The following is a 21378-nucleotide window of genomic DNA, read 5'->3' on the forward strand; positions in this document are numbered from 1 at the left end:
GCCCCCGTGCGCCGGAGTCACTGCGCGCCGGGGAACCGGGCCGAGCTGGCGACCAGCAGGAGGACGACCGCCGCGGCCACCGACGCGACGATCAGCAGCTCCTGGCCGAGGTGCCGCCACGGGCGAGCGAGCACGAGGCCGAGCCCCACCAGCGCCACGACGCCCGGGAGCAGGAGGACGTTCGGCAGCGCCACCACCAGGGCGACGATCCCCACGACCACTCCGGCCACGACCCCTCGACGGACGGCGACGGGGCGCTCTCCGCGGGCGAGTCCCACCCAGCTGACGGCGCCGGCCGAGGGCAGCTGGTCGGGGGCGAGCACACGCAGCAGCAGGGTCGAGGTCGCCGGGTCCGACACGACCACGACGTCGCGGAACCGGTCGCGCAGGGCGTGGCGCCGCAGCAGTGCGTCGAGCTGGTGGCCGCGGTCGACCGGGGGGAACCGCACGGGCGCCAGCAACAGCTCCACCTGCGGCTCGCTGCCGAGCAGCTGCACCAGGCGCGCGGCCTCACCCGTCGGGGCGGTGATCACGACCGGGCTGCGTCCCAGCTCGCGGCGAGCTCGGACGACCTCGTCCTCGCGCGCGGTGGTGCTGACGACGAGGATGCGCTGGGTGCCGGGCACGACCGCGACGATAGTCGGGACGACCCGCGAGGATGGGCCCATGTCCGTCGAGATCCGCCCGTACGACGTCCGCGACCGCGAGGAGCTCGTCGGGCTGTTCGGGGCGGCGGGTGCGGGAGCACCGGCCGCGGAGGGGTGGGGACACGAGCGGTCGCTGGCCGAGGTCTACCTGACGCCGTACCTCGACCTCGAGCCCGCCTCGACGTTCGTGGCGGTGGTCGACGGCCGGCTGGCGGGCTACCTCGCGGGCTGCGTCGACGACGCGGCGTTCCCGAGCGAGGGGGAGCGGGCCCGGGCGGCGATCCGTCGCCACCACCTGCGCTGGCGGCCGGGACCGGCCTGGTTCCTCCTCCGGACGCGGTACGACGTGGTGGTCTGCCGGCTGCGTCGCGAACCGGTCGCGCAGGAGCTCAGCGACCCGCGGTGGCCCAGCCACCTCCACATCGACCTGCTGCCGGCCGCACGCGGGGTTGGCGCCGGCGAGGGGCTGATGACCGCGTGGTTCGCGAGGCTGCGCGAGGTCGGGTCACCGGGCTGCTACCTGCACACCTCGGCGGAGAACGTGAAGGCGGTGCGGTTCTTCGAGCGGATGGGCATGACCCGGCACGGCGCCAACCCGGTCGCGCCGGGCCTGCGGCACGAGGGCCGCCGGATGCACCAGCAGACGATGGTCTGGCAGCCCTAGCCGAGCGCGGGAGGTGCGACGTCGGGCCGTCAGGAGGGTTCGTGCGCCCCCGCGCCCGGCGGGTGCTCCACCTGGCCCTCGCGAGCACGTCTGCGCACAGTGGCCCTCGAGTCGAGAGCGACCGACACCACGATGAGGACGACCAGGCCACCGAGCCAGACCGCCCAGTGCAGGGCGCTGTAGGCGGGCCACTCCCCGTTGGCGAGACGCTTCCAGAGGACCGGGACACATCCGCAGAAGAGCAGGTAGGCGATCAGCCGCGGCTTGCTCAACGCGGTCCCCTTCCCGAGATGGACGTCAAGGACTCTAGGTCGTCGCCTGGCGGGCCGCCCGCCACTCGTCGGCGAGCAGCGCGTAGGTCATCCCGTCGAGCCAGCCCTTGGTGCGGTGCAGCGAGTCCTTCACGGCGTACTCCTCACGGCGCATGCCGAGCCGCTCCATGACCTTCCAGGACGCGACGTTGTCGGCGAAGCAGAGCGCCTTGACCCGGCGCAGGCCGAGCTCCTCGAAGCAGATCCGCACCAGCTCGCCCGCGGCCTCCGTGGCGATGCCCTGGCCGGCGTACGCCGGGTCGACGGCCCACCCGAGCTCGGCCTGGGACCCGGCGGCCTGGTCGGCGACGTCGCTCTGCGCCCACGCGTCACCGATGTTGAGGTAGAGGTCGCCGACGATCCGGCCGTCGAGCTCGATGACGAGCGTGCGCGCCACCGAGTCGGGCGTCGACATCCGCTCGACGAACGTGTCGTGGCTCGAGAAGTCGTGGCCGATCCACTCGTAGCTCGACGGGATCCGGCGGTAGGCCCACATCGTCTCGATGTCGGCCGACGTCGCCGGTCGCAGCGACAGCCGGGCGGTGCGCGCCGGCCAGGCGACGGGGCTGAGGTCCTGGGGTTGCTGGGCGTCCTGGGTCACCTGCACATCTTCGTCTACCGTGACGCGATGTCATCGTCTCGGTCCCGGCCCCTCCTCGTGCTCGGCGCGATCGCGGTGCTGGTCCTCGCTGCCGGTGCCTGGTGGGTGACGCGCGGCGGCGACAGCGACTACGACCACGACCTGGTGAGGTACGGCGACCGCGGCGAGGCCAACCGCTACTTCAACCTGGACGACGGCGAGGCCCAGCTGGCCTACGGGTCACCGGACGGCCACCGGCTGGTGGTGCAGTGGCGCGACCCGGACGGCCACGGCTGGACCGCACCCGAGACGGTCTACACCGACACGAAGAACACCGCGATCGACAGCACGATCCGCTACGCCGGCGGCACCGTGGCCATCGACGAGATCTACACGCCGGACGTCCACAACGACGAGGACATCGGCGACATCAGCGTGCGCATCGTCTGCCGCGACGTGAGCTGTACGCCGGGCCGGGCGTACCCCGGCTACTCCGCCGGTGACCCGCAGCTGACGCCGGACGGCGAGACCGTCTACTTCGGGCAGTCGAAGAAGGCAGTCCTGGTGTGGACCGAGGGCGACGGCTTCGCGGAGAGGCCGTGGTCGGGCCACCCGGACTGGAACTACCGCACGACCTCGTCGTCCGAGCCGCTGCTCTCGCCGGACGGGTCACTGCGCGTGGTGTCGGCGAAGCCGTCGCGCGGGTCCTGCACCTTCGCGCTGCTCTCGAGCACGCCCGGCAACGCCGACCTCGCCGAGATGACCCGGACGACCGAGGCCCTGCGCGGGTCCGCGAGGTCGGACTGCGGTTCCTACCTCGACACGTTCAGCGCCGACTGGGTCAGCACCCATCCGAACGACCACCGCGCCGCCGACTTCTGGTTCGTCCGCGACGGCGCCGACTGGACGACGACCAAGGACGACCCGAGCGGGCTGGTGCACATCGACCGCGGCCGCTCCCGGTGCTGCGGCCTCGCCGTCGCCGGGTTCATCCACTGGAACGACCTGGCCTTCGGCTCACCCGACGCCCACCAGATCAGTGTGCAGACCCACTTCCAGGGCGAGGAGACGTGGGAGCCGCGCCAGCTCCTCGACGGCGCTCCTGCCGGCTACCGCTGCACCTGGCTCGACGGTGGTGAGGTCGGCGACGGCTTCGCCCTGCTGCTGACCTGCCACTCGGGTCGCGGCGGCAACGAGTTCCGGGGCGACGCCTACGCCGTGGCCTACACCCCGGACCTGGTGCACTGGCAGTCGGCGTTCGCGACCGACGTACGCAAGGACCCCGTGATCGACGGCGGCGTCACCGTCGACGGCACCCCGAAGATCACCGTCACGCCCGAGGACGGCCTGCAGCAGGCGGACTGACAGCGGTCAGCAGGTCGGCTTGTAGGTGCCCAGGTCGGTGCGCGGCGCGTGCGTGGAGTGCTGGTTGGGCTTGCGCAGGCTCCAGTAGCGCAGCCAGTCCATCTGCATCCGGCTGGCGTTCATCTTCTTGCCGGGTACGCCCTGCATCGTGAAGCGCACCGCGAACGGCACGCCGGTGAGGGCGTCGTCGCGCGTCTCGGTGCTGACGACGTGGGCGTCGACGAACCACGAGATCCGCTTCTTGGTCACCTCGACCGCGAAGGTGTGCCACTGGTCGTTGTGGAGACCCAGGCCCTTGCGGGCGAAGTAGCGGTGGTCCGGCTGGCTGCGGATGTAGTGGCTGACCATCGTCTTGCCGGGGTAGTAGGCCTCGAGCCCGATGTTCTGCTCACCGCAGTGCTGCTTGCGCTTGCCCGCCGGGACCAGCTCGGTCATCACGCGGTAGTCCTGGTGGCCGTGGGTGTACTGGCGCGACCGGAGGCGGATCTCCCAGCGGCCGACGGAGTGGCCGGCGGTGCGCTGCGTGGCGCTGACCGTGCCGTGGCTGCGGGTGTTGAGGGTGAGCATGCCGTGCTGGTTGCGCACCGCGCCCGGACCCGTGACCCGCCACTGGCTGTGCTGGAGCGGACCGACGAAGCGGTAGTCGACCGGGGCCTTGCCCCAGCCGTAGACGCTGCCCGCGTGGACAGGTCCGGGAGCCGGCTTGGCGTCCGACGGCGAGCCGAGCAGGGTCAGGCCGAGGATGACGGTGACGGCTGCTGCGACGAGGGCGGCGAGGGTACGGCGGGGGGTGCTGGACGTGCTCATGGACGACCAAAGTACGGATTCGGCCGCCGAGGGCCAAACCCTCGCGGCCTCACCCGAGCGCGACGTACACCTTCCGGAGTGTCTCCGTGACGGTCCAGGTGGTGCGCTCACCAGCGCTCAGTCGTACGGCGACCCCGGGGGCCAGCGTCACGACCTCACCGTCCTCGAACTCCACCGTGCCGCGCCCGGCGAGCACCACGAACACCTCGTCGACCTCGGTGTCGTGGTCGGTGCCGGGCTCCATGCCCCACAGCCCGACCTCCGTCTCGCCGAGGGTCGCCAACGGTGCCAGGTCGGCGCTCAGCACGTCGGTGCTCAGCAGTCGTGAGCTCATGAGTCGAACCCCAGTCCCACCGCGTCGAGGGTCTTCAGGAAGGCGTTGCGCCGACCCTGCCGGTGGTCGGCGCGGTCGAGCGACCACCGGGTGGCGTTGATGCCGATGCTGGCGAGCGGCTCGGGCGGGAAGGGCAGCGGCTTGCGGCGCACCATCTCCAGGCGCGTGCGCTCGGTCGAGAGCCCGGAGAGCCGGTCGAGCATCACCTCGGCTGCGAAGCGGGTGGCGCCGACCCCGAGCCCCGTGAACCCGGCGGAGTAGGCGATCCGGCCACGGGACGCGAGCCCGTGGAACGCGACGAACTGCGTGCACGTGTCGATCGCGCCCGCCCACCGGTGGCTGAAGGACACGCCCTCGAGCTGTGGGAACGCGGCGAAGAAGTGCGACGCCAGGCTGCGGAACGTGTCCGGCCGCTCCTCGTACGACGCGCGCACCCGGCCCCCCGCGTGGTAGATGGCGTCGTAGCCGCCCCACAGGATCCGGTTGTCGGCGGTGAGCCGCGAGTAGTGGAACTGGTTGGCCAGGTCGCCCAGCCCCTGCCGGTGGGCCCAGCCGACCGACGCGAGCTGCTCGGACGTCAGCGGCTCGGTCATCAACACGTAGTCGTAGACCGGGACGGTCAGCATCCGGGTCCGGCGCAGGAGCGACGGGAAGACGTTGGTCGCCAGCGCCACGCGGTCGCTGGTCACCGTCCCGGCAGGAGTGCGTACGCCGACGGGGCCGCGGGTGGGGGCGTCGAGGCCGGTGACCGGGCTGCCCTCGTGGATCTCGACGCCGAGGTCGGTCGCCACCCGCGCGAGCTCGCGCGCCAGCCGCGCCGGGTGCACCAGCGCGCACTCGTCGCGACCCCACGCGCCGGCCAGGAAGAGTGGGCTGTCGATCTCGGCGCGGACCGCCGCCTCGTCGAGGAAGCCCGGGTCGTCGCGGATCCACTCGACCTGGTGCTCCTCCACCGCGACCGCGAGGTCGCCGGTGCGCTCGAACTGGCAGTCCAGGCCGAGCCCGCGCACGTCGGCCTCGAAGGCGTCGAGGTTGTCCGCGCCGAGCCGCTCGAGCGCGTCGTACTCCTCGGGCCAGCGGCTGCGCCCGTTCTCCTCGCCGTGGGTCAGGCTCGCCTCGCAGAAGCCGCCGTTGCGACCGGACGCCGCCCAGCCGACGGAGCTCGCCTCCAGGAGCACGACCCGCGCGCCGGGGTTGCGACGCTTCGCGAGCACCGCGGTCCACAGCCCGCAGTAGCCACCACCGACGACGGTGAGGTCGGCGGTGGTGCTGCCGCTCAGGGGTGCGTACGACGTGCCGGGCGCGTCCTCGAGCCAGAAGACGGCGTGCCGCGAGGACGCGAGCGCCGCGTCGACCACGGCGGCCGGCGGGGCGTTGCGTTCGTACGCAGTGGGACTACCCCCGGGCATGGGCGTCGCCGGCCTTGAGCGCGTCGTCGAGGATCGCGAGGCCCTCGCGCGCCTCCTCGTCGCTCATCGTGCACGGCGGCACCACGTGGATCCGGTTGGTGTTGGAGAAGGGCAGCAGCCCGGCGGACTTGCAGGCCGCGACCACGTCGTTGACGCCGCCGGCCGGCATCATCGCCTTGGTGTCGCCGTCCGTGACCAGGTCGAGCGCCCAGAAGGCACCGACGCCGCGGACCTCGCCGACGCAGGCGTGCCGGGACGCGATCTCGGCCAGGCCCGGGCCGAAGATGTCGCGGCCGAGGTGGTCCGCGTTCTCGACGATGCCCTCGTCGCGCATCGTGTGGATGGTCGCGACGGCGGCCGCGCAGGCGAGCGGGTGGCCGGAGTAGGTCAGTCCACCGGGGTAGGGCGTGTGGTCGAAGGTCGCGGCGATCTCGTCGCTGATGATCACGCCGCCGAGCGGGACGTAGCCCGAGTTGACGCCCTTGGCGAAGGTGATCAGGTCGGGTCGCACGTCGTACCGGTCGAGCGCCAGCCAGGTGCCGGCGCGGCCGAAGCCGGCCATCACCTCGTCGAGGATGAGCTTGATGCCGTGCTCGTCGCACAGCGCCCGCACACCGGCCAGGTAGCCCGGCGGCGGCGCGAAGATGCCGGCGGTGCCGGGGATCGTCTCGAGCAGGATCGCCGCGATCGTCTGCGGGCCCTCGGCCTCGATGGTGCGGCGCAGGTGGGCGAGCGCGCGCTCGCACTCCTCCTCCTCGGTGGTCGCGTGGAACTCCGAGCGGTAGAGGAACGGCCCGAAGAAGTGGACGGCGCCGGCGGTCGCGGTGTCGTTGGCGAAGCGGCGCGGGTCGCCGGTCAGGTTGATCGCGGTCTGGGTGCCGCCGTGGTAGCTGCGGTAGGCCGTGAGCACCTTGAAGCGCCCGGTCTGCAGGCGCGCCATGCGGACGGCGTGCTCGTTGGCGTCGGCGCCGCCGTTGGTGAAGAACACCTTCGTGAAGCCGTCGGGGGCGATCTCGGAGATCAGCTCGGCGGCCTGCGCGCGCTGCTCGTTTGCGAACGCCGGGGCGATGGTGCAGAGCCTGTCGGCCTGCTCCTTGATCGCTGCGACGACGCGGGGGTGCTGGTGGCCGATGTTGGTGAAGACCAGCTGGCTCGAGAAGTCGAGGTAGCGGCGGTCCTCGTCGTCCCACACGTAGGAGCCGCGGGCCGCGGTGATCACCATCGGGGTGATCTCGGCCTGGGCGGACCAGGAGTGGAAGACGTGCTTGCGGTCCAGGTCGTAGATGGCGCTCATCGTCGTACTCCCTTGCTCAGTGGTTCTTCGGGAAGGCCAGCTCGAGGCCGCCGGCGGTGCCGGGGTCGGGCCACCGCGTCGTGACCACCTTGCCCCGCGTGAAGAAGTGCACGCCTTCGACGCCGTGCGCGTGGGTGTCGCCGAAGAGCGACGACTTCCACCCGCCGAACGAGTAGTAGGCCATCGGCACCGGAATCGGGACGTTGACGCCGATCATGCCGACCTGCACGTCGGTCTCGAAGGCGCGGGCGGCGCCGCCGTTGCTGGTGAAGATCGCGGTGCCGTTGCCGTAGCGGTTGGCGTTCACCAGGTCGAGGGCCTCCTGGTAGGTCTCCGCGCGGACGACGCTGAGCACCGGGCCGAAGATCTCGTCGGTGTAGATGCTCATCGACGGGGTGACGTGGTCGAACAGCGAGGGCCCGAGCCAGAAGCCGTCCTGCTCGCCGTCAGCGTCGACCTTGCGGCCGTCGACGACCAGCGTCGCGCCCTCGCTCTCGCCGGCGTCGACGTACGACGCGACCTTGTCGCGGTGGACCGCGGTGACGAGCGGACCCATGTCGGAGTCGCGGGTGCCGTCGCCGATCTTGAGGGTGGCGGTGCGCTCGACGATCTTCTCGACGAGGGCGTCGCCGGTGTCGCCGACCGCGACGACCACGCTGATCGCCATGCAGCGCTCGCCGGCAGAGCCGTAGCCCGCACTGACCGCGGCGTCGGCGGCCAGGTCGAGGTCGGCGTCGGGGAGGACGACCATGTGGTTCTTGGCACCGCCCAGCGCCTGGACCCGCTTGCCGTGGCGGCTGGCCCGCTCGTAGACGTACTCCGCGATCGGGGTCGAGCCGACGAAGCTGATCGACGCGACGTCCGGGTGGTCGAGCAGCCCGTCGACGGCGACCTTGTCGCCCTGCAGGACGGTGAACACGCCGTCGGGCAGACCGGCCTCCTGCCAGAGCTTCGCCATCCAGATCGCGGCCGACGGGTCCTTCTCGCTGGGCTTGAGGACGACGGCGTTGCCGGCGGCGATCGCGATGGGGAAGAACCACATCGGGACCATCGCCGGGAAGTTGAAGGGGCTGATGATGCCGACCACGCCGAGCGGCTGGCGCAGGCTGTGGACGTCGACGCCGGTCGAGACCTGCGGCGAGTTCGATCCCTTGAGCAGGTGCGGGATGCCGCAGGCGAACTCGACGACCTCCTGGCCGCGGGCGACCTCGCCGAGGGCGTCCGAGTGCACCTTGCCGTGCTCGGCGGTGATGATCTGGGCCAGCTCCTCCTTCTTGGCGTTGAGCAGCTCGCGGAACCTGAAGACCACCTGCGTGCGGGCGCTGACCGAGGTGTTCGCCCAGACGACGCTCGCGGCCTTCGCCGAGGCGACGGCCGTCTCGATGTCGGCGGCGTCGGCGAAGACCACCTGTCCGGTGACCTGGCCGGTGGCCGGGTTGGTGACGTCGCCGAGACGCGACTGCGTGCCGAGGTGGGCGGTGCCGTTGATCCAGTGCGGGATGGTCGTCATGCCTTCATCCTGCGTGCGGTGTGCGCCCCGCGCGAGGGACGTTGTGTCGCCCGTCCACGCTCACGTGCGACAGTACGTCGTATGCCGGTCACCGTCCGTGAGGCCCTCGCCCTCCCCGTACTGGCCGCGGGCGACCCCGTGGTGCTCGGCGGCGAGGCGGGTCTGGACCGGGCGATCCGCTGGGTGCACGTCTCCGAGCTGCGCGACGTGGGCGCCGTGCTCGTCGGCGACGAGCTGGTCCTCACCACCGGGCTCGGGATGGCCGCGTCGCCGGACGCCGCCGCCGACTTCGTGGCCCAGCTGGTCGAGGCGGGAGCCGCCGGTCTGGTGGTCGAGCTCAGCTCGGACTACCCGTCCGTTCCCGAGCCCGCCCTGCGTCGGGCGCGGGCGGCCGGGCTGCCGCTCATGGTGCTCAACCGCAAGGTCCGCTTCGTCGAGGTGACCGAGAGCGTGCACCGGGCGATCGTGTCGGAGCAGTTCGAGGAGGTCCGGTTCGCCGGCGAGGTCCATGCGACCTTCACCGAGCTCGGGCTGGAGCAGGCGTCGATGGCCCGGCTGGTGGAGGCGGCGGCCGACCTGGCCGGCGGGTCGGTCGTGCTCGAGGACCTGTCGCGCCGGGTGCTGGTGGCGGCACCGCGGGACGAGCCCGTCGACCGGCTGCTCACCGACTGGGAGCGGCGCTCGCGGCTCACGCCGTACCCACATGGCACCGAGGTCGCCGGCCCGGAGGGCTGGCTGACCACCCCGGTCGGCATCCAGGGCGGTGCGTGGGGGCGGCTCGTGATGACCGTCCCGAGGGAGCGCAGCCGCGCCCGGCTGGTCGCCGAGCGCGCGGCGCAGGCGCTGGAGCTCGGCCGGATGATCGAGCGCGACGAGACCTCGATCCAGCTGCGGGTGCACGGCGGCTTCCTGCTCGACCTGCTCGACGGCCGGCTCGGGAGCGAGGCGGCAGCGGCGGCACGGCTGCACGCGCTCGGGGTACCGGAGTCGGCCTCGTACGTCGGTGCCGTCGCGCGGCTGCGGTCGGAGGGGCCGGTGGACCGGCTGGTGTCGGCCTTCGGCGACGTGCCGGGGCTGGTCGGCGTGCTCGACGCGGTCCACGTCGGGCTGCTGCTGCCGGTCGGTCAGGACCTGGATGCCGCCGCGCGCGCCCTGACGGGACTCGAGCCCGACGCGGTGCTGGCCGCCGGTCACCCGGTGGTCGGGGTGCTGGCAGCCGCGGGCTCGCTGCGCTCCGCGCGGGTCGTCGCGGACGTGGCTGCGTCGATGCCGTCGGTCGGGGGATGCGTGCGCCAGTCCGACATCCGGCTGCCCGGGCTGCTGATGTCGCTGCGCGAGGACGCCCGGCTCCAGGAGTTCGCCGAGGCCGAGCTCGGCGCCCTGCTCGAGCACGAGGCCAGGTACGGCGGTGGCCTGGTCGAGCTGCTGCGGCAGTTCCTCGCGGTCGGCGGCAACAAGACCGAGCTGGCCCGGGTCGCCCACCGCAACCGCACGTCCCTCTACCCCGCGCTCAAGCGGCTCGAGGACCTGGTGGGTCACGCGCTCGACGACCCCGCGTCCCGGTTGTCGCTGGGGGTCGCGCTGCTCGCGCACGACCAGGCCCGCGAGCTGTGACGCGGAGGAAAGAGGGCTACTCGGACGCAGCGAGTGCCGCGCCGAGGCCGATCATCATCACGCCACCGGCGACGCCGAGCTTGTCGAGGCGCGAGGGCCGGCGGGCGAACCAGTCGCGGGCACGGGCGGCGGCGAGAGCCCAGGCGCTGTCGGACAGCACGGCCATCGCGCCGAAGACCAGGCCGAGGGCGGTGAGCTGCAGCCCGGTGTGTCCGGCCGGCTCGTTGACGAACTGGGGCAGGAAGGCGACGAAGAAGACGAGCGTCTTCGGGTTGGTGATGCCCACGGTGAACCCGACCCGCAGCGAGCGACCGACCTTGGCGCGGGCGACCACGACCGCGTCCTCGGCGGTGACCGCGTCGAGAGCGATCCGGGCGTCGGCGCGGTGCCGGATCGCCTGGATGCCGAGCCACACGACGTACGCCGCACCCACGGCCTTGAGGACGAGGTAGGCCTCGGCGCTCGCGGCGACGATCGCGCCGAGCCCGACGGCGATGAAGATGACCTGGGTGGTGACACCGAGCGCGTTGCCGAGGACCGACAGGAGTGCGTCGCGGCGACCGACGGTCAGGGCGCGGCCGATCGTGAAGAGCAGGCTCGGCCCCGGGACCTGGATGAAGAGGGCACTCGCGACCACGAAGGCGAGCCACTGGCTGGTTGTCGGCACCGGACCAGTGTGCGGGTCTGGGCGGCCTCCTCGCACGTCGTTTCGCGTGCCGTGCGTACGGCGGGTGCGGCCCGGTGGGTCAGCCCGGTCTGGACGTCTCAGGGAGGATGTCCGCCATGGGAGCCGGTCACGCACACAGCCACCGCGCCGACCGGGGTGACGGCTTCGAGGTCGCGCGCGGTCCACGTGCCGTGCTCCTCGCGTCCGTGCTCCTCGCCGCGGTCGCGGCGCTGGTCGGCGTGGTCGCGCTGTGGCCCAGCTCGGCCGACGTGGACAAGATCGTCGACGCCGTCCCGTTCGCCGCACCAGGCGTCACGTTCCCGACCGCCGTGATCGACGCGGTCGCCGACACCTGCCCGCGCGCAGCCGACGGCAGCGTCGACAACAGTGCCAAGGGATGCGGCGTCCTCGAGGTGACCGTGCACGACGGCGCCGGCAAGGGCGACAAGGTGAGCGTGCAGGTCTCGCCCCAGGTCACCGACTCCGGCCTCGCGCCGGGCGACCGGGTGCGGCTCCAGCGCACCCCGGGCGCGGACGGGGCCGACCCGTCGTACGGCTACTTCGGCACCGAGCGGACCAGGCCGTTCCTGGTGATGGGGCTGCTCTTCGCGCTGCTGGTGGTGGTGGTCGCCCGCTGGCGCGGCCTGTTCGCCCTGCTGGGGCTGGGGTTCAGCGGTCTGGTGATCTGGAAGTTCATGCTCCCGGCGCTGCTGCTCGGCGAGTCCGGTCTCCTGGTCGGGCTCTGCGGTTCGGCCGCGATCATGGTCGTGGTGCTCTACCTGACCCACGGACCGTCCGTCCGCACCAGCGCGGCCCTGGCCGGCACCCTGGCCGGGTTGGCGGTGACCGCCGGGATCGGGGTCGTGGCCGTGGGCGTCACGCGCCTCACCGGCGTCTCGGACGACTCCGCAGGCATCCTCTCGACCTTCGCGGGCGACCTGAGCTTCCAGGGACTGATCGCCTGCGCCACCATCGTGGCCGGGCTCGGTGTGCTCAACGACGTCACGATCACCCAGGCGTCGTCGGTGTGGGAGGTGCGCTCGGCCGCGCCGACGATGAGCCGTGCCCAGGTCTTCGCCAGCGGGATGCGGATCGGCCGTGACCACATCGCGTCGACCATCTACACGATCGTCTTCGCGTACGCCGGCAGCGCGCTGGCCGTGCTGCTGATCCTGCAGCTGTACGGCGTGCCGTTCGACGTGCTGCTCACCACCGAGGAGATCGGCGAGGAGATCGTGCGCACGCTGGCCAGCGCGATCGGCCTGGTGCTCGCCGTACCCCTCACGACCGGGATCGCAGCCCTCACCGTGCCCGGAGCCTCTTCCTTGTCGGAGTAAGCATGCTTTATGGTGACAAGCATGGCCCTGACCGACCGCGAGCGCGAGATCGTCGCGCTGCTCCGGCGCGACCCGCTGATCGGCTCCGAGGCGCTCGCTGAGGCGCTCGGCACCACGCGCACCGCGGTCAACGTCCACCTCTCCAACCTCGGCAAGAAGGGCGTGATCCTCGGTCGCGGCTACGTGCTCAGCGAGGAGCCGTCGGTCGTGGTCGTCGGCGGCGCCAACATGGACGTGAAGGCGCGCAGCACCCGCGCGGCCGTCGCGGCGACCAGCAACCCCGGCACCGGCTCGATGGCGGCCGGTGGCGTCGGTCGCAACATCGCCGAGAACCTCGCCCGCCTCGGCACCCGCACCCACCTCGTCGCCGCGATCGGCAGCGACGGCCTCGGCGACCAGGTGCTGGCCGCCACCTCGGGTGCCGGCGTCCGCGTCGAGCACGTACGCCGCAGCGCGCGGGCGACCGGGACCTACACGGCCGTCCTCGACGCGGATGGCGAGCTGGTCGTCGCCGTGGCCGACATGGCCGCGACCGACGAGCTCGCGCCCGACCAGGTCAACGCCGCGCGCGACCTGCTCACCACCGCCGAGCTCGTGGTCCTCGACGGCAACCTGTCCACCGACACGCTCGCCTTCGCCCTCGACGTCGCGACCGCGGCCGGGACCCGGGTCCTCCTCGAGCCGGTCAGCGTCCCGAAGGCCGCGGCCCTAGCCCACCTCGTCGAGCCGGGCCGTCCGCTCTTCGCCATCACGCCCAACCGCGACGAGCTCGCCGCGCTCACCGACCTGCCGACCCGGACCACCCGCCAGGTCGAGAAGGCCGCGGCCGCGCTGCACCGGCGTGGGGTCGAGCTCGTGTGGGTGCGGATCGGCTCGGGCGGCTCGCTGCTGTGCACCGAGTCCGAGACCGTCGCGCTCGACGCCGTACCCCCCGAGACCGTCGCAGACGTCACCGGTGCGGGCGACGCGATGCTGGCCGCGTTCTGCCACTCCCTGCTCGGCGGCGCGAGCGCCACCGACGCCGGGCGCTACGGCCACGCCGCCGCCGCGCTGACGATCGCCAGCCACCACACCGTCCGACCCGACCTCACCGACCGACTCGTCAGGAGCCTGCTGTGACCCACCCCCTGCTCACCGTGACCGACGAGGTGCGCGACGCGCTCTCCGACGGGTCCCCCGTCGTGGCGCTGGAGAGCACGATCATCAGCCACGGCATGCCCTACCCGCAGAACGTCGCCATGGCGGTCGAGGTCGAGGGCATCATCCGCGAGCACGGCGCGGTCCCGGCGACGATCGCGGTCCTCGACGGTCGCCCGAAGATCGGCCTGTCGCCGGACGACCTGGAGCTGCTCGCCAGCCACGGCGACGTCACCAAGGTCAGCGTCCGCGACCTGCCGTTCGTGGTCGCCCGCGGCACCCACGGCGCCACCACCGTGGCAGCGACGATGCGCCTCGCAGCGCTCGCCGGCATCCGGGTCTTCGTGACCGGCGGGCTCGGCGGCGTGCACCGCGGCGCCCAGCAGACCTTCGACGTCTCGGCCGACCTCACCGAGCTCGGCGCGACCGACGTCGCGGTCGTCTCGGCCGGCGTGAAGAGCATCCTCGACATCGGACTCACCCTCGAGACCCTGGAGACCCTCGGCGTGCCGGTGCTCGCCTTCGGCAGCGACGAGTTCCCGTCGTTCTACTCGCGCTCCAGCGGCCACGCCGCCCCGATGCGCGTCGACACCGCGGCCGAGGTCGCCGCGGTGATGCGGGCCAAGTGGGACCTCGGCATCGCCGGCGGCATCGTGATCGCCAACCCGATCCCGGCCGAGGACGAGATCCCGGCCGACGAGATCGGCGTGATCATCGACCAGGCCCTGGCCGACATGGACTCGCTCGGCATCCACGGCAAGGACGCCACGCCGTACCTCCTCGGCCGCATCGTCGAGATCACCGGCGGCGCCTCGCTCACCGCCAACATCGCGCTGGTGCGCCACAACGCGCGCCTGGGCGCCGCGATCGCCCGGGAGTACGCCATCGGCGGTTGAGGAGGTTGCGCTAGCAACCGTCTCGAAACCACCCGGACTTCGCACGACTCTTCCGCGAGGGTCACCGTCAGTTCATCCGGCCCGCCCAGCGTGAAGGCATGCGCGTCGCGATCGTGACCGAGTCCTTCCTGCCCCAGGTCAACGGCGTCTCGAACACCGTGCGCCACGTCGTCACCGAGCTCGTCGAGGCCGGGCACGAGGCCCTCGTCGTCGCTCCCGGACCCGGGCCGGGCCACTTCGAGGGGGTCCCGGTCGTCCGGGTCCGCTCGGTCGGCCTGCCGGGCTACCGCTCCTTCCCGATCGGCCTCCCCGACTCCGCGCTGGGTCGCGGGCTCGACCGGTTCGGCCCCGACCGCGTGCACCTCGCGTCCCCGATCGCGCTCGGCGTGGTCGGGATGCGCGCCGCCAAACAGCTCGGCGTGCCGACGGTCGCGGTCTACCAGACCGACATCGCCGGGTTCGCGCGTCAGTACGGCCTGCGCGCCGACGCCGTGGTCGACCGCTGGGTGGGTCGACTGCACCGCCGCGCGGACCGCACGCTGGTCCCGTCCAGCGCGTCGATGGCCCAGCTCGCGGCCCTCGGCGTACCCCACCTCCACCGGTGGGGCCGTGGCATCGCGCTCGACCTCTTCGGACCCGACCGCCGCAGCCCCGCGCTGCACCGGCGCTGGACCGACGGCAGTCGCCTCGCGGTCGGGTACGTCGGGCGGCTCGGCCATGAGAAGCAGGTGCACCGGCTCGCGGTGCTGGCCGCACTCCCGGGCGTCCAGCTCGTGGTGATCGGTGACGGACCGGCGCGCGCGGACCTCGAGCGCCGGCTCCCGGGTGCCGTCTTCACCGGGATGCTGCGGGGCCAGGAGCTCGCCGAGGCGTTCGCCTCGCTCGACGTCTTCGTGCACACCGGCGACGCCGAGACCTTCTGCCAGACCATCCAGGAGGCGCAGGCCAGCGGGGTGCCGGTCGTCGCGCCCGCGGCCGGCGGACCGCTCGACCTGGTCGACCCCGGCCGCACCGGCCTGCTCTTCGACCCGACCGACCTCGGCTCCCTCCGCGACTGCGTCGCGACACTGCTGCGCTCACCCGGTCTGCGCGACGAGATGGCCGCCCGCTCCGTGCAGTCGGTGGCCGGTCGCAGCTGGGCCGGCGTGGTGGGCGAGCTGGTCGACCGGCACTACACCGGGGTCCTCGCCGGCGCCGCCGCGGCCGCCTGACCGTGCGGATCGCCCAGCTCGCGAACTTCGTCGGCCCCACGTCGGGCGGCATGAAGCACGCGGTCGACGCCCTCGGCGCCGGTTACGCCGCGGCCGGCGTACGCCGCCTGCTGATCGTGCCCGGGTCGCGTGACGCCCGGACCTCGACCGAGCACGGCGACGTCGTGCAGGTGCGCGCGCCGCGGGTCGGCGGCGGCTACCGGCTGATCCTCGAGCCCTGGCGGGTGACCGAGGTCCTGGACAGCTTCCGGCCCACGTCGGTCGAGGTCTCCGACAAGTGGACCCTGCTGCCGGTCGCGGGCTGGGCGCGCCGCAACGGGGTCCGGTCGGTGCTCTTCTCCCACGAGCGGCTCGACGCGATGCTCTCCCTGCGCACCGGCTGGGAGGCCGGCGCGACCGCCTCCACCGCGGCGCTCAACCGGATCCTGGTCCGGCGCTTCGACGCGGTCGTCGTGACCTCGTCGTACGCCCGTGGGGAGTTCTCGCTCGCCGCCGCGAAGGTCGGGACCCCGACCCACCAGATCCCGCTCGGGGTCGACCTCGACACCTTCCGCCCGGTCCGCGGCCACGACCACGGTGGCCCGCTCCGGCTCGTGCACGTCGGCCGTCTCTCGCGCGAGAAGAGCCCGCACCTCGCCGTCGCCACCGCGCTCGAGCTGCACCGCCGCGGTGTGCCCGTCCGGCTCGACGTCTACGGCGAGGGCCCGCACCGGGCCGAGCTGGAGCGGATGGCCCACGGCGCACCGGTCGTCTTCCACGGCCACGTCGCCGGGCGCGGGCACCTCAGCGCGCGGATCGCCCGCGCCGATGCGGCCCTGTCGGTCTGCCCGGCCGAGACCTTCGGGCTGGCGGTCCTCGAGGCGCTCGCGTCAGGGACGCCGGTCGTGACCGCTGACGTCGGAGGCGCCCGCGAGCTCGTCGACGCGGCCAGCGGGGACTGGGCAGCGCCCGAGCCGGCCGCGCTCGCCGACGCGGTCCTGCGGATCACCAGCCGGCCGCGGCACCTCACGCGGGCGGGTGCGCGGCGTCGTGCCGAGCGCTACCCGTGGGACCGGACCGTCGAGGCGATGCTCGCGGTTCACGGTGCGAGCGACGAGCCCGAGAGGCGCTGGGGCACACCTGCTTGAGGTGGGGCAGCCTGAGGCTCCCGGTGCGAGAGCCGCAGGCGGATCGCCGTGGCGATCACCAGGGCGGCGACCACGATGATCTCGGTCGGCGCACCGCGCAGCGAGGAGTCGAGCGGCGCGATGATGCCGAGCAGAAGCGCGGCGTCACGGACCAGCGCGTCGATCGGGGGACCCCACGCGCAGGCGGCGAGGAACGGCAGCGCCCAGAGCAGGTACCACCCGTGCACGGCCGGACCGAGCAGCACGACCGCCGTCGCGAGGTTCGCCGTCGTGCGCACGGCGCTGGCCCGGTCACCGGTGCGTCCGCGCAGGGCGAACCACGCGACCAGGGCGGCGGCGACCGCCAGCCCGAGCGTCCGCACGATGGCGAGCGCGTGGCCGTCGACGTGGCCGAGCAGCACCCCGACCTGGGTCGTGAGCGACAGCGGCGTACGCACGATGCCCGGGGTGCCGAGCGCGTGGATCCAGCCGGTCCCCACGCCGATCAGCGCACCGGAGCCGACGAGCACGGCCACGGCGACCGCACCGACCGCCGTCAGCCGCCGCAGCCGCGGGAAGAGACCGGCCAGCAGAGGCAGCGAGACCAGGGCGACGCCGATGGCGACGACGCCACCGGGCACCTTCACCGCTGCGGCCGCACCGGCCAGGACCGCACCGAGGACCCAGCTGTGGTCGAGGGCGACGGCGAGGGCCGCGGCCATCAGCGCCGCCATGATCAGGTCGTTGTGGACGCCGCCGACGCCCTGGGCGATCGTCAGCGGGCAGGCGATCACGAGTGCCGACGCCCGCGCCACGTCCTGCCCGGTGGCCCGCGCCAGCCGCGGCACCGCCCGGGCCAGGATCGCCAGCCCGACCAGCGCGAGCACCCGGTAGCCGACGACCATCAGCCACGGGTTGTCCGTGATCCCGGCGACGAACGAGCCCCAGGCCAGCGGCAGCGGCCCGTACGGCGTCAGCGTGTTGAGCCAGAGCGGGTCGACGCCCTCCCGGATCTGCCCGTCGAAGATGCTCGGCGTCCAGATGTAGGGCGAGAGCCCGATGTGCGTGAGTGCGCCCTGCGCCGCATAGCTCCAGCCGTCGCGGCTGAAGAGCGGCGGCGCGAGCAGCAGCGGCGCGCTCCACGAGAGGGCGGCCACGTGCACCGTCTTGAGCCGCTGCCCCGTGGGCAGGCCGGTGTTGGGATGGGTCGCGCGGAGCAGCTGCAGCCAGGCGGACCCGAGCAGCGCGAGCCCCGCGACCACGACGACGAGCCCGATCATCCGGCCGGTCGTCGACTCGCGCATCGTGCCGAGGAGCGGGGCGTCGGCCATCGGGCTCGACCACGGCAGCACCTGGGTCACCAGCCCGCCGAGCAGGACCAGGACCGAGCCGACGGCGCCACGGGTGATCACGAGGCGAGGCTAGGGAGGCGGAGGACCGGTCTCCTGGCCGTGCGTTGAACGTCGCGCCAAGAGTGGGCGACGGTCCTGGTGGGGCCGTACACCCGGCGGTCACCCGCCGTCCCCCGGCCGGTCAAGGGGGTCTGGTGACGTGGTGCCCGTGAGCTGGCGACGGGTGACCGTCACGGCGGCTGTCTCGGCGGCAGGCGCGGTGACCACGGTGGCGGCGTCGACGTACGCCCTCAAGCTGCAGGCCAACTCGGCGCGCCGGGTGATCGGCAAGCCGCTGGGGGAGGAGGCCTTCTCGGCGGACCGCGTCTACAAGAAGAAGTACGGCGACCCCGTCGACCTCCTGCTGCTCGGCGACTCCATCGCAGCCGGCCTCGGTGCGGACGACCCGAGGGACACCCTCGGCGGCCAGCTCGCCAAGCGCTTGGCGAAGGCCACCCACCGCGCGGTCCGGCTGCACACGGGAGCCGTCGTCGGTGCCGAGACCTCCGCCCTCGCCGGCCAGATCGCCGACCTGCCGCCGGGCTACCGGGCCGATGTCGCGGTGATCGTGGTCGGGGGCAACGACATCACCCACCGGGTGCGCACGTCGGAGTCCGGTCGTGACCTCGGCAACGCGGTCGTCGCGCTGCGCGAGCAGGGGACCGAGGTCGTCGTCGGCACCTGCCCGGATCTCGGGGCCCTGCAGCCGCTCCCGCAGCCGCTCCGCACGCTCGGCGCCCGGGCCTCTCGGCAGCTCGCGGCGGTGCAGCGCCAGGTCACCACCGAGCGGGGCGGTCGCGCGGTGTCGCTGGCCGACGTGGTCGGTCCGTTCTTCATCACCCAGCCCGACGAGATGTTCGCGCTCGACCGCTTCCACCCGTCGGGTGCGGGCTACCGGCGTACGGCCAAGGCGATGCTGCCCAGCGTGCTGGCCGCCCTCGGCTACGCCGACTCGGTGCCGTTCGGCCACCATGCCCCGGTGTCGGCGCCCGTGGTATCTGAGGGGCCTCTAGGGACTCCTCCCGATGTCCGGGCAGTACCTCAGCAGGAAGCGTGACTGCCAGATCACCCATCGGAGGCAGCCATGAACCCGCTCACCGTCAACCCCGCCATCGTGCTCCAGCACGCCCGCCAGGTCGCCCGCGAGGACGCCGCCCGGCACGCCCGCCGCGACCGCGCCGTCAGCGCCGCCCAGCGCGCCCGGGCCGCCCTGGAGCGCGCCGAGGTCGACTGACCAGTCGGTGGTTGAGGAAGGCGCGCTAGCGCCTGTCTCGAAACCCCGCAACCGACATAGCGCCGTGGCCTTCGGGGGTTTCGAGACAGGACTTCGTCCTTCCTCAACCAACGGTTGGCTGGACAAGTCCCGCGGGGTTTCGAGACAGGACTTCGTCCTTCCTCAACCAACGGCGGCTAGACAAATCGTTCGATTTGTCTCACGCTGGGCCCCATGTACCGACCCGGCACGGCTGACACCTGGGGCGACCCGTGGTCCATGTACGCCGACCTGCGCGACCACGACCCGGTGCACCACGTCGAGCGCTCCGGGGGCCGCGACTACTACGTGCTGTCCCGGCACGCCGACGTGATGGCGGCCGCGGTCGACACCGCGACTTACTCCTCAGCGCAGGGCCTCACCGTCGAGTACGACGAGCTGGAGACCATCGGCCTGGCCGACAACCTGCCGCTGGTGATGATGGATCCGCCCGACCACACGGCCTTCCGCAAGCTGGTCTCGCGCGGCTTCACCCCGCGCCAGGTGACCACCGTCGAGCCGGCGGTCCGGGCGTTCGTCGTCGAGCGGCTCGACCGGCTGCGCGACGAGGGCGGCGGCGACCTGGTCGAGGCGCTGTTCAAGCCGCTGCCCAGCATGGTCGTCGCCCACTACCTCGGCGTGCCCGACGACGGGCGTGAGCGCTTCGACGACTGGACGCACGCGATCGTCGCGGCCAGCTCGTCGGGCGACATCGCCGGGGCCACGCAGGCGATCGGCGAGATGATGGCCTACTTCTCCGAGCTGATCGCGTGGCGGCGCACGGAGCCTGGCGACGACACCATCTCCCACCTGGTCTCCGCCGGCGTCGGCGACGACGACCGCGGGATCCTGTCCATCCTCAGCTACGTCTTCGCGGTCGTCACCGGCGGCAACGACACGACGACCGGCATGCTCGGCGGGAGCGTCCAGCTGCTCGAGTCCGACCGCGACCAGCGACGGCTGCTGATCGACGACCAAGCGCTGGTCGGCGACGCGGTCGACGAGCTCCTGCGCCTGACCTCGCCCGTGCAGGGGCTGGCGCGCACGACCACCCGTGACGTCGAGCTGCACGGCACGACGATCCCGGCCGGCCGACGCGTCCTGCTGCTGTACGGAGCGGCCAACCGTGACCCGCGGCGCTACGGGGCGGACGCCGACGAGCTCGACGTACGCCGCAAGCCGTCACAGATCCTGACCTTCGGCCAGGGCAGCCACCACTGCCTCGGCGCGTCCGCCGCCCGGTTGCAGGCACGGGTCGCCCTCGAGGAGCTGCTGGCCCGCTGCCCCGACTTCACCGTCGACCTCGACGCGGTCGAGTGGGCGCCCGGCCCCTACGTGCGCCGACCCACGACCGTGCCGTTCCGGGTCGCGGGATGAACGCCGAGCAGATCCTCGAAGCCGCGGCCGGCCTCTTCGCCGCCCAGGGGGTCAACACGGTCGGCATGGGTGAGATCGCCCGAGCGGCGGGCTGCTCGCGCGCGACCCTCTACCGCTACTTCGCCGACCGTCACGAGCTGCACGTCGCCTTCGTCCACCGCGAGGCCCGCCGGATCGGGGCGCTGCTGCCCACCGACGACGTCGTCGAGGCGGTCCTCGCCGCGGTGCGCGAGGTGCGCGCCAGGCCCGAGCTGATCGCCTGGTTCGGGGCCGCCGACGCGGGGACGACGGCGGAGCTCGCGCAGTCCGAGGCGGTGGTCGGCGGGCTGGGTGACGAGGAGACCGCGCGCTGGCTGGTGCGGGTGGTCGTCTCCCTGCTGATCGTGCCCGGCCGCGACGACGCCGACGAGCGCGCGATGGTCGAGCGGTACGTCGTGCCCGCCCTGGTTGCCCGCTAGGGCAGTCTGTG

Annotated in this window: 22 protein-coding genes; 12 read left to right on the forward strand and 10 right to left on the reverse strand. The window is 72.9% G+C overall.

All coding sequences use genetic code 11. The features are described 5' to 3' along the window. Positions 1-17: 17 nt before the first annotated feature. A complete protein-coding gene (locus ABLE68_RS08795; RefSeq protein ID WP_348870936.1) occupies positions 18-626 on the reverse strand; it encodes a hypothetical protein in 609 nt (202 codons plus the stop codon). 40 nt (positions 627-666) lie between these two features. On the opposite strand from ABLE68_RS08795, the gene ABLE68_RS08800 reads away from it, so the two are divergent. Next, positions 667-1311 carry a GNAT family N-acetyltransferase gene (locus tag ABLE68_RS08800; RefSeq protein WP_348870937.1) on the forward strand — a complete coding sequence of 215 codons (645 nt, stop codon included), beginning with the start codon at positions 667-669 and terminating at the stop codon, positions 1309-1311. A gap of 29 nt (positions 1312-1340) precedes the next feature. On the opposite strand, the gene ABLE68_RS08805 is transcribed toward ABLE68_RS08800, so the two are convergent. Together ABLE68_RS08805 and ABLE68_RS08810 are read right to left on the reverse strand one after the other, a co-directional pair. After that, positions 1341-1583, reverse strand: coding sequence for a hypothetical protein (locus ABLE68_RS08805; RefSeq protein ID WP_348870938.1), 243 nt, complete (start codon positions 1581-1583; stop codon positions 1341-1343). Positions 1584-1617: 34 nt separating this feature from the next. Continuing rightward, complete coding sequence (locus ABLE68_RS08810; protein ID WP_348870939.1) at positions 1618-2223, reverse strand: GNAT family N-acetyltransferase; 606 nt, start codon at positions 2221-2223, stop codon at positions 1618-1620. Between the two features lie 27 nt (positions 2224-2250). Here ABLE68_RS08810 and ABLE68_RS08815 point away from each other — a divergent pair, with 27 nt between their 5' ends. Further along, entirely contained in the window at positions 2251-3567 is a 1317-nt protein-coding gene (locus ABLE68_RS08815; RefSeq protein WP_348870940.1) for a hypothetical protein, read from the forward strand. 6 nt (positions 3568-3573) lie between these two features. Here ABLE68_RS08815 and ABLE68_RS08820 read toward each other — a convergent pair whose 3' ends face one another. Genes ABLE68_RS08820 through ABLE68_RS08840 form a run of 5 tightly spaced genes read right to left on the reverse strand, consistent with a single transcriptional unit; the run spans position 3574 to position 8921 of the window. Then, positions 3574-4374, reverse strand: coding sequence for a family 16 glycosylhydrolase (locus ABLE68_RS08820; RefSeq protein ID WP_348870941.1), 801 nt, complete (start codon positions 4372-4374; stop codon positions 3574-3576). Positions 4375-4423: 49 nt separating this feature from the next. Continuing rightward, positions 4424-4708, reverse strand: a complete 285-nt coding sequence (locus ABLE68_RS08825) for a cupin domain-containing protein (RefSeq protein WP_348870942.1) — start codon at positions 4706-4708, stop codon at positions 4424-4426. Continuing rightward, positions 4705-6117, reverse strand: a complete 1413-nt coding sequence (locus ABLE68_RS08830) for an NAD(P)/FAD-dependent oxidoreductase (protein ID WP_348870943.1) — start codon at positions 6115-6117, stop codon at positions 4705-4707. Before ABLE68_RS08830 ends, ABLE68_RS08825 begins: the two co-directional genes overlap by 4 nt. Further along, positions 6104-7411, reverse strand: a complete 1308-nt coding sequence (locus ABLE68_RS08835) for an aspartate aminotransferase family protein (RefSeq protein WP_348870944.1) — start codon at positions 7409-7411, stop codon at positions 6104-6106. The genes ABLE68_RS08830 and ABLE68_RS08835 overlap by 14 nt, the downstream gene beginning before the upstream one ends. Before the next feature lie 16 nt (positions 7412-7427). Continuing rightward, positions 7428-8921: a CoA-acylating methylmalonate-semialdehyde dehydrogenase gene (locus ABLE68_RS08840; protein WP_348870945.1), complete on the reverse strand. Its 1494-nt coding sequence runs from the start codon at positions 8919-8921 to the stop codon at positions 7428-7430. Positions 8922-9002: 81 nt separating this feature from the next. Here ABLE68_RS08840 and ABLE68_RS08845 point away from each other — a divergent pair, with 81 nt between their 5' ends. Further along, positions 9003-10535, forward strand: coding sequence for a PucR family transcriptional regulator (locus ABLE68_RS08845; RefSeq protein WP_348870946.1), 1533 nt, complete (start codon positions 9003-9005; stop codon positions 10533-10535). A 16-nt stretch (positions 10536-10551) separates the two neighbouring features. Here the strand turns inward: ABLE68_RS08845 and ABLE68_RS08850 are convergent, their stop codons facing one another. Further along, entirely contained in the window at positions 10552-11202 is a 651-nt protein-coding gene (locus ABLE68_RS08850) for a LysE family translocator (RefSeq protein ID WP_348870947.1), read from the reverse strand. A 116-nt stretch (positions 11203-11318) separates the two neighbouring features. Here ABLE68_RS08850 and ABLE68_RS08855 point away from each other — a divergent pair, with 116 nt between their 5' ends. From ABLE68_RS08855 to ABLE68_RS08875, 5 genes are all read left to right on the forward strand, one after another. Continuing rightward, positions 11319-12539, forward strand: a complete 1221-nt coding sequence (locus tag ABLE68_RS08855) for a YibE/F family protein (protein ID WP_348870948.1) — start codon at positions 11319-11321, stop codon at positions 12537-12539. Positions 12540-12560: 21 nt separating this feature from the next. Next, on the forward strand, positions 12561-13658 hold the full coding sequence (locus tag ABLE68_RS08860; protein ID WP_348870949.1) for a carbohydrate kinase: 1098 nt from the start codon (positions 12561-12563) through the stop codon (positions 13656-13658). Continuing rightward, positions 13655-14572 carry a pseudouridine-5'-phosphate glycosidase gene (locus ABLE68_RS08865; RefSeq protein WP_348870950.1) on the forward strand — a complete coding sequence of 306 codons (918 nt, stop codon included), beginning with the start codon at positions 13655-13657 and terminating at the stop codon, positions 14570-14572. The genes ABLE68_RS08860 and ABLE68_RS08865 overlap by 4 nt, the downstream gene beginning before the upstream one ends. Before the next feature lie 98 nt (positions 14573-14670). Beyond that, positions 14671-15783, forward strand: a complete 1113-nt coding sequence (locus ABLE68_RS08870) for a glycosyltransferase family 4 protein (protein WP_348870951.1) — start codon at positions 14671-14673, stop codon at positions 15781-15783. A gap of 2 nt (positions 15784-15785) precedes the next feature. Then, on the forward strand, positions 15786-16910 hold the full coding sequence (locus ABLE68_RS08875; protein ID WP_348870952.1) for a glycosyltransferase: 1125 nt from the start codon (positions 15786-15788) through the stop codon (positions 16908-16910). On the opposite strand, the gene mptB is transcribed toward ABLE68_RS08875, so the two are convergent. Then, positions 16862-18301, reverse strand: coding sequence for a polyprenol phosphomannose-dependent alpha 1,6 mannosyltransferase MptB (gene mptB, locus ABLE68_RS08880; RefSeq protein WP_348870953.1), 1440 nt, complete (start codon positions 18299-18301; stop codon positions 16862-16864). The two genes, ABLE68_RS08875 and mptB, sit on opposite strands and share 49 nt — an antisense overlap. Positions 18302-18449: 148 nt before the next feature. On the opposite strand from mptB, the gene ABLE68_RS08885 reads away from it, so the two are divergent. The 4 genes from ABLE68_RS08885 to ABLE68_RS08900 all read left to right on the forward strand — a co-directional run bounded on the left by ABLE68_RS08885 (position 18450) and on the right by ABLE68_RS08900 (position 21367). After that, positions 18450-19337 (forward strand): SGNH/GDSL hydrolase family protein, encoded by an 888-nt coding sequence (locus ABLE68_RS08885; RefSeq protein WP_348870954.1) that lies wholly within the window; start codon positions 18450-18452, stop codon positions 19335-19337. Between the two features lie 27 nt (positions 19338-19364). After that, the gene (locus ABLE68_RS08890) at positions 19365-19514 is read left to right on the forward strand and encodes a hypothetical protein (protein ID WP_348870955.1); all 150 of its coding nucleotides are present in this window, start codon (positions 19365-19367) and stop codon (positions 19512-19514) included. Positions 19515-19727: 213 nt separating this feature from the next. Beyond that, positions 19728-20909, forward strand: a complete 1182-nt coding sequence (locus ABLE68_RS08895) for a cytochrome P450 (protein WP_348870956.1) — start codon at positions 19728-19730, stop codon at positions 20907-20909. Further along, positions 20906-21367, forward strand: coding sequence for a TetR/AcrR family transcriptional regulator (locus ABLE68_RS08900; protein WP_348870957.1), 462 nt, complete (start codon positions 20906-20908; stop codon positions 21365-21367). The genes ABLE68_RS08895 and ABLE68_RS08900 overlap by 4 nt, the downstream gene beginning before the upstream one ends. Positions 21368-21378: the final 11 nt, after the last annotated feature.

Origin of the sequence: Nocardioides pollutisoli, assembly GCF_040045055.1 — a bacterium.
GTDB classification, from domain to species: Bacteria; Actinomycetota; Actinomycetes; order Propionibacteriales; family Nocardioidaceae; genus Nocardioides; species Nocardioides tweenelious.

Coding starts and splice junctions, on each gene's coding strand:
- ABLE68_RS08825 (WP_348870942.1), bottom strand. CDS start 4,708: ATGAGCTCACGACTGCTGAGCACCGACGTGCTGAGCGCCGACCTGGCA.
- ABLE68_RS08845 (WP_348870946.1), top strand. CDS start 9,003: ATGCCGGTCACCGTCCGTGAGGCCCTCGCCCTCCCCGTACTGGCCGCG.
- ABLE68_RS08870 (WP_348870951.1), top strand. CDS start 14,671: ATGCGCGTCGCGATCGTGACCGAGTCCTTCCTGCCCCAGGTCAACGGC.
- ABLE68_RS08890 (WP_348870955.1), top strand. CDS start 19,365: ATGAACCCGCTCACCGTCAACCCCGCCATCGTGCTCCAGCACGCCCGC.
- ABLE68_RS08895 (WP_348870956.1), top strand. CDS start 19,728: ATGTACCGACCCGGCACGGCTGACACCTGGGGCGACCCGTGGTCCATG.
- ABLE68_RS08855 (WP_348870948.1), top strand. CDS start 11,319: ATGGGAGCCGGTCACGCACACAGCCACCGCGCCGACCGGGGTGACGGC.
- ABLE68_RS08860 (WP_348870949.1), top strand. CDS start 12,561: ATGGCCCTGACCGACCGCGAGCGCGAGATCGTCGCGCTGCTCCGGCGC.
- ABLE68_RS08800 (WP_348870937.1), top strand. CDS start 667: ATGTCCGTCGAGATCCGCCCGTACGACGTCCGCGACCGCGAGGAGCTC.
- ABLE68_RS08820 (WP_348870941.1), bottom strand. CDS start 4,374: ATGAGCACGTCCAGCACCCCCCGCCGTACCCTCGCCGCCCTCGTCGCA.
- ABLE68_RS08815 (WP_348870940.1), top strand. CDS start 2,251: ATGTCATCGTCTCGGTCCCGGCCCCTCCTCGTGCTCGGCGCGATCGCG.
- ABLE68_RS08900 (WP_348870957.1), top strand. CDS start 20,906: ATGAACGCCGAGCAGATCCTCGAAGCCGCGGCCGGCCTCTTCGCCGCC.
- ABLE68_RS08835 (WP_348870944.1), bottom strand. CDS start 7,411: ATGAGCGCCATCTACGACCTGGACCGCAAGCACGTCTTCCACTCCTGG.
- ABLE68_RS08830 (WP_348870943.1), bottom strand. CDS start 6,117: ATGCCCGGGGGTAGTCCCACTGCGTACGAACGCAACGCCCCGCCGGCC.
- ABLE68_RS08840 (WP_348870945.1), bottom strand. CDS start 8,921: ATGACGACCATCCCGCACTGGATCAACGGCACCGCCCACCTCGGCACG.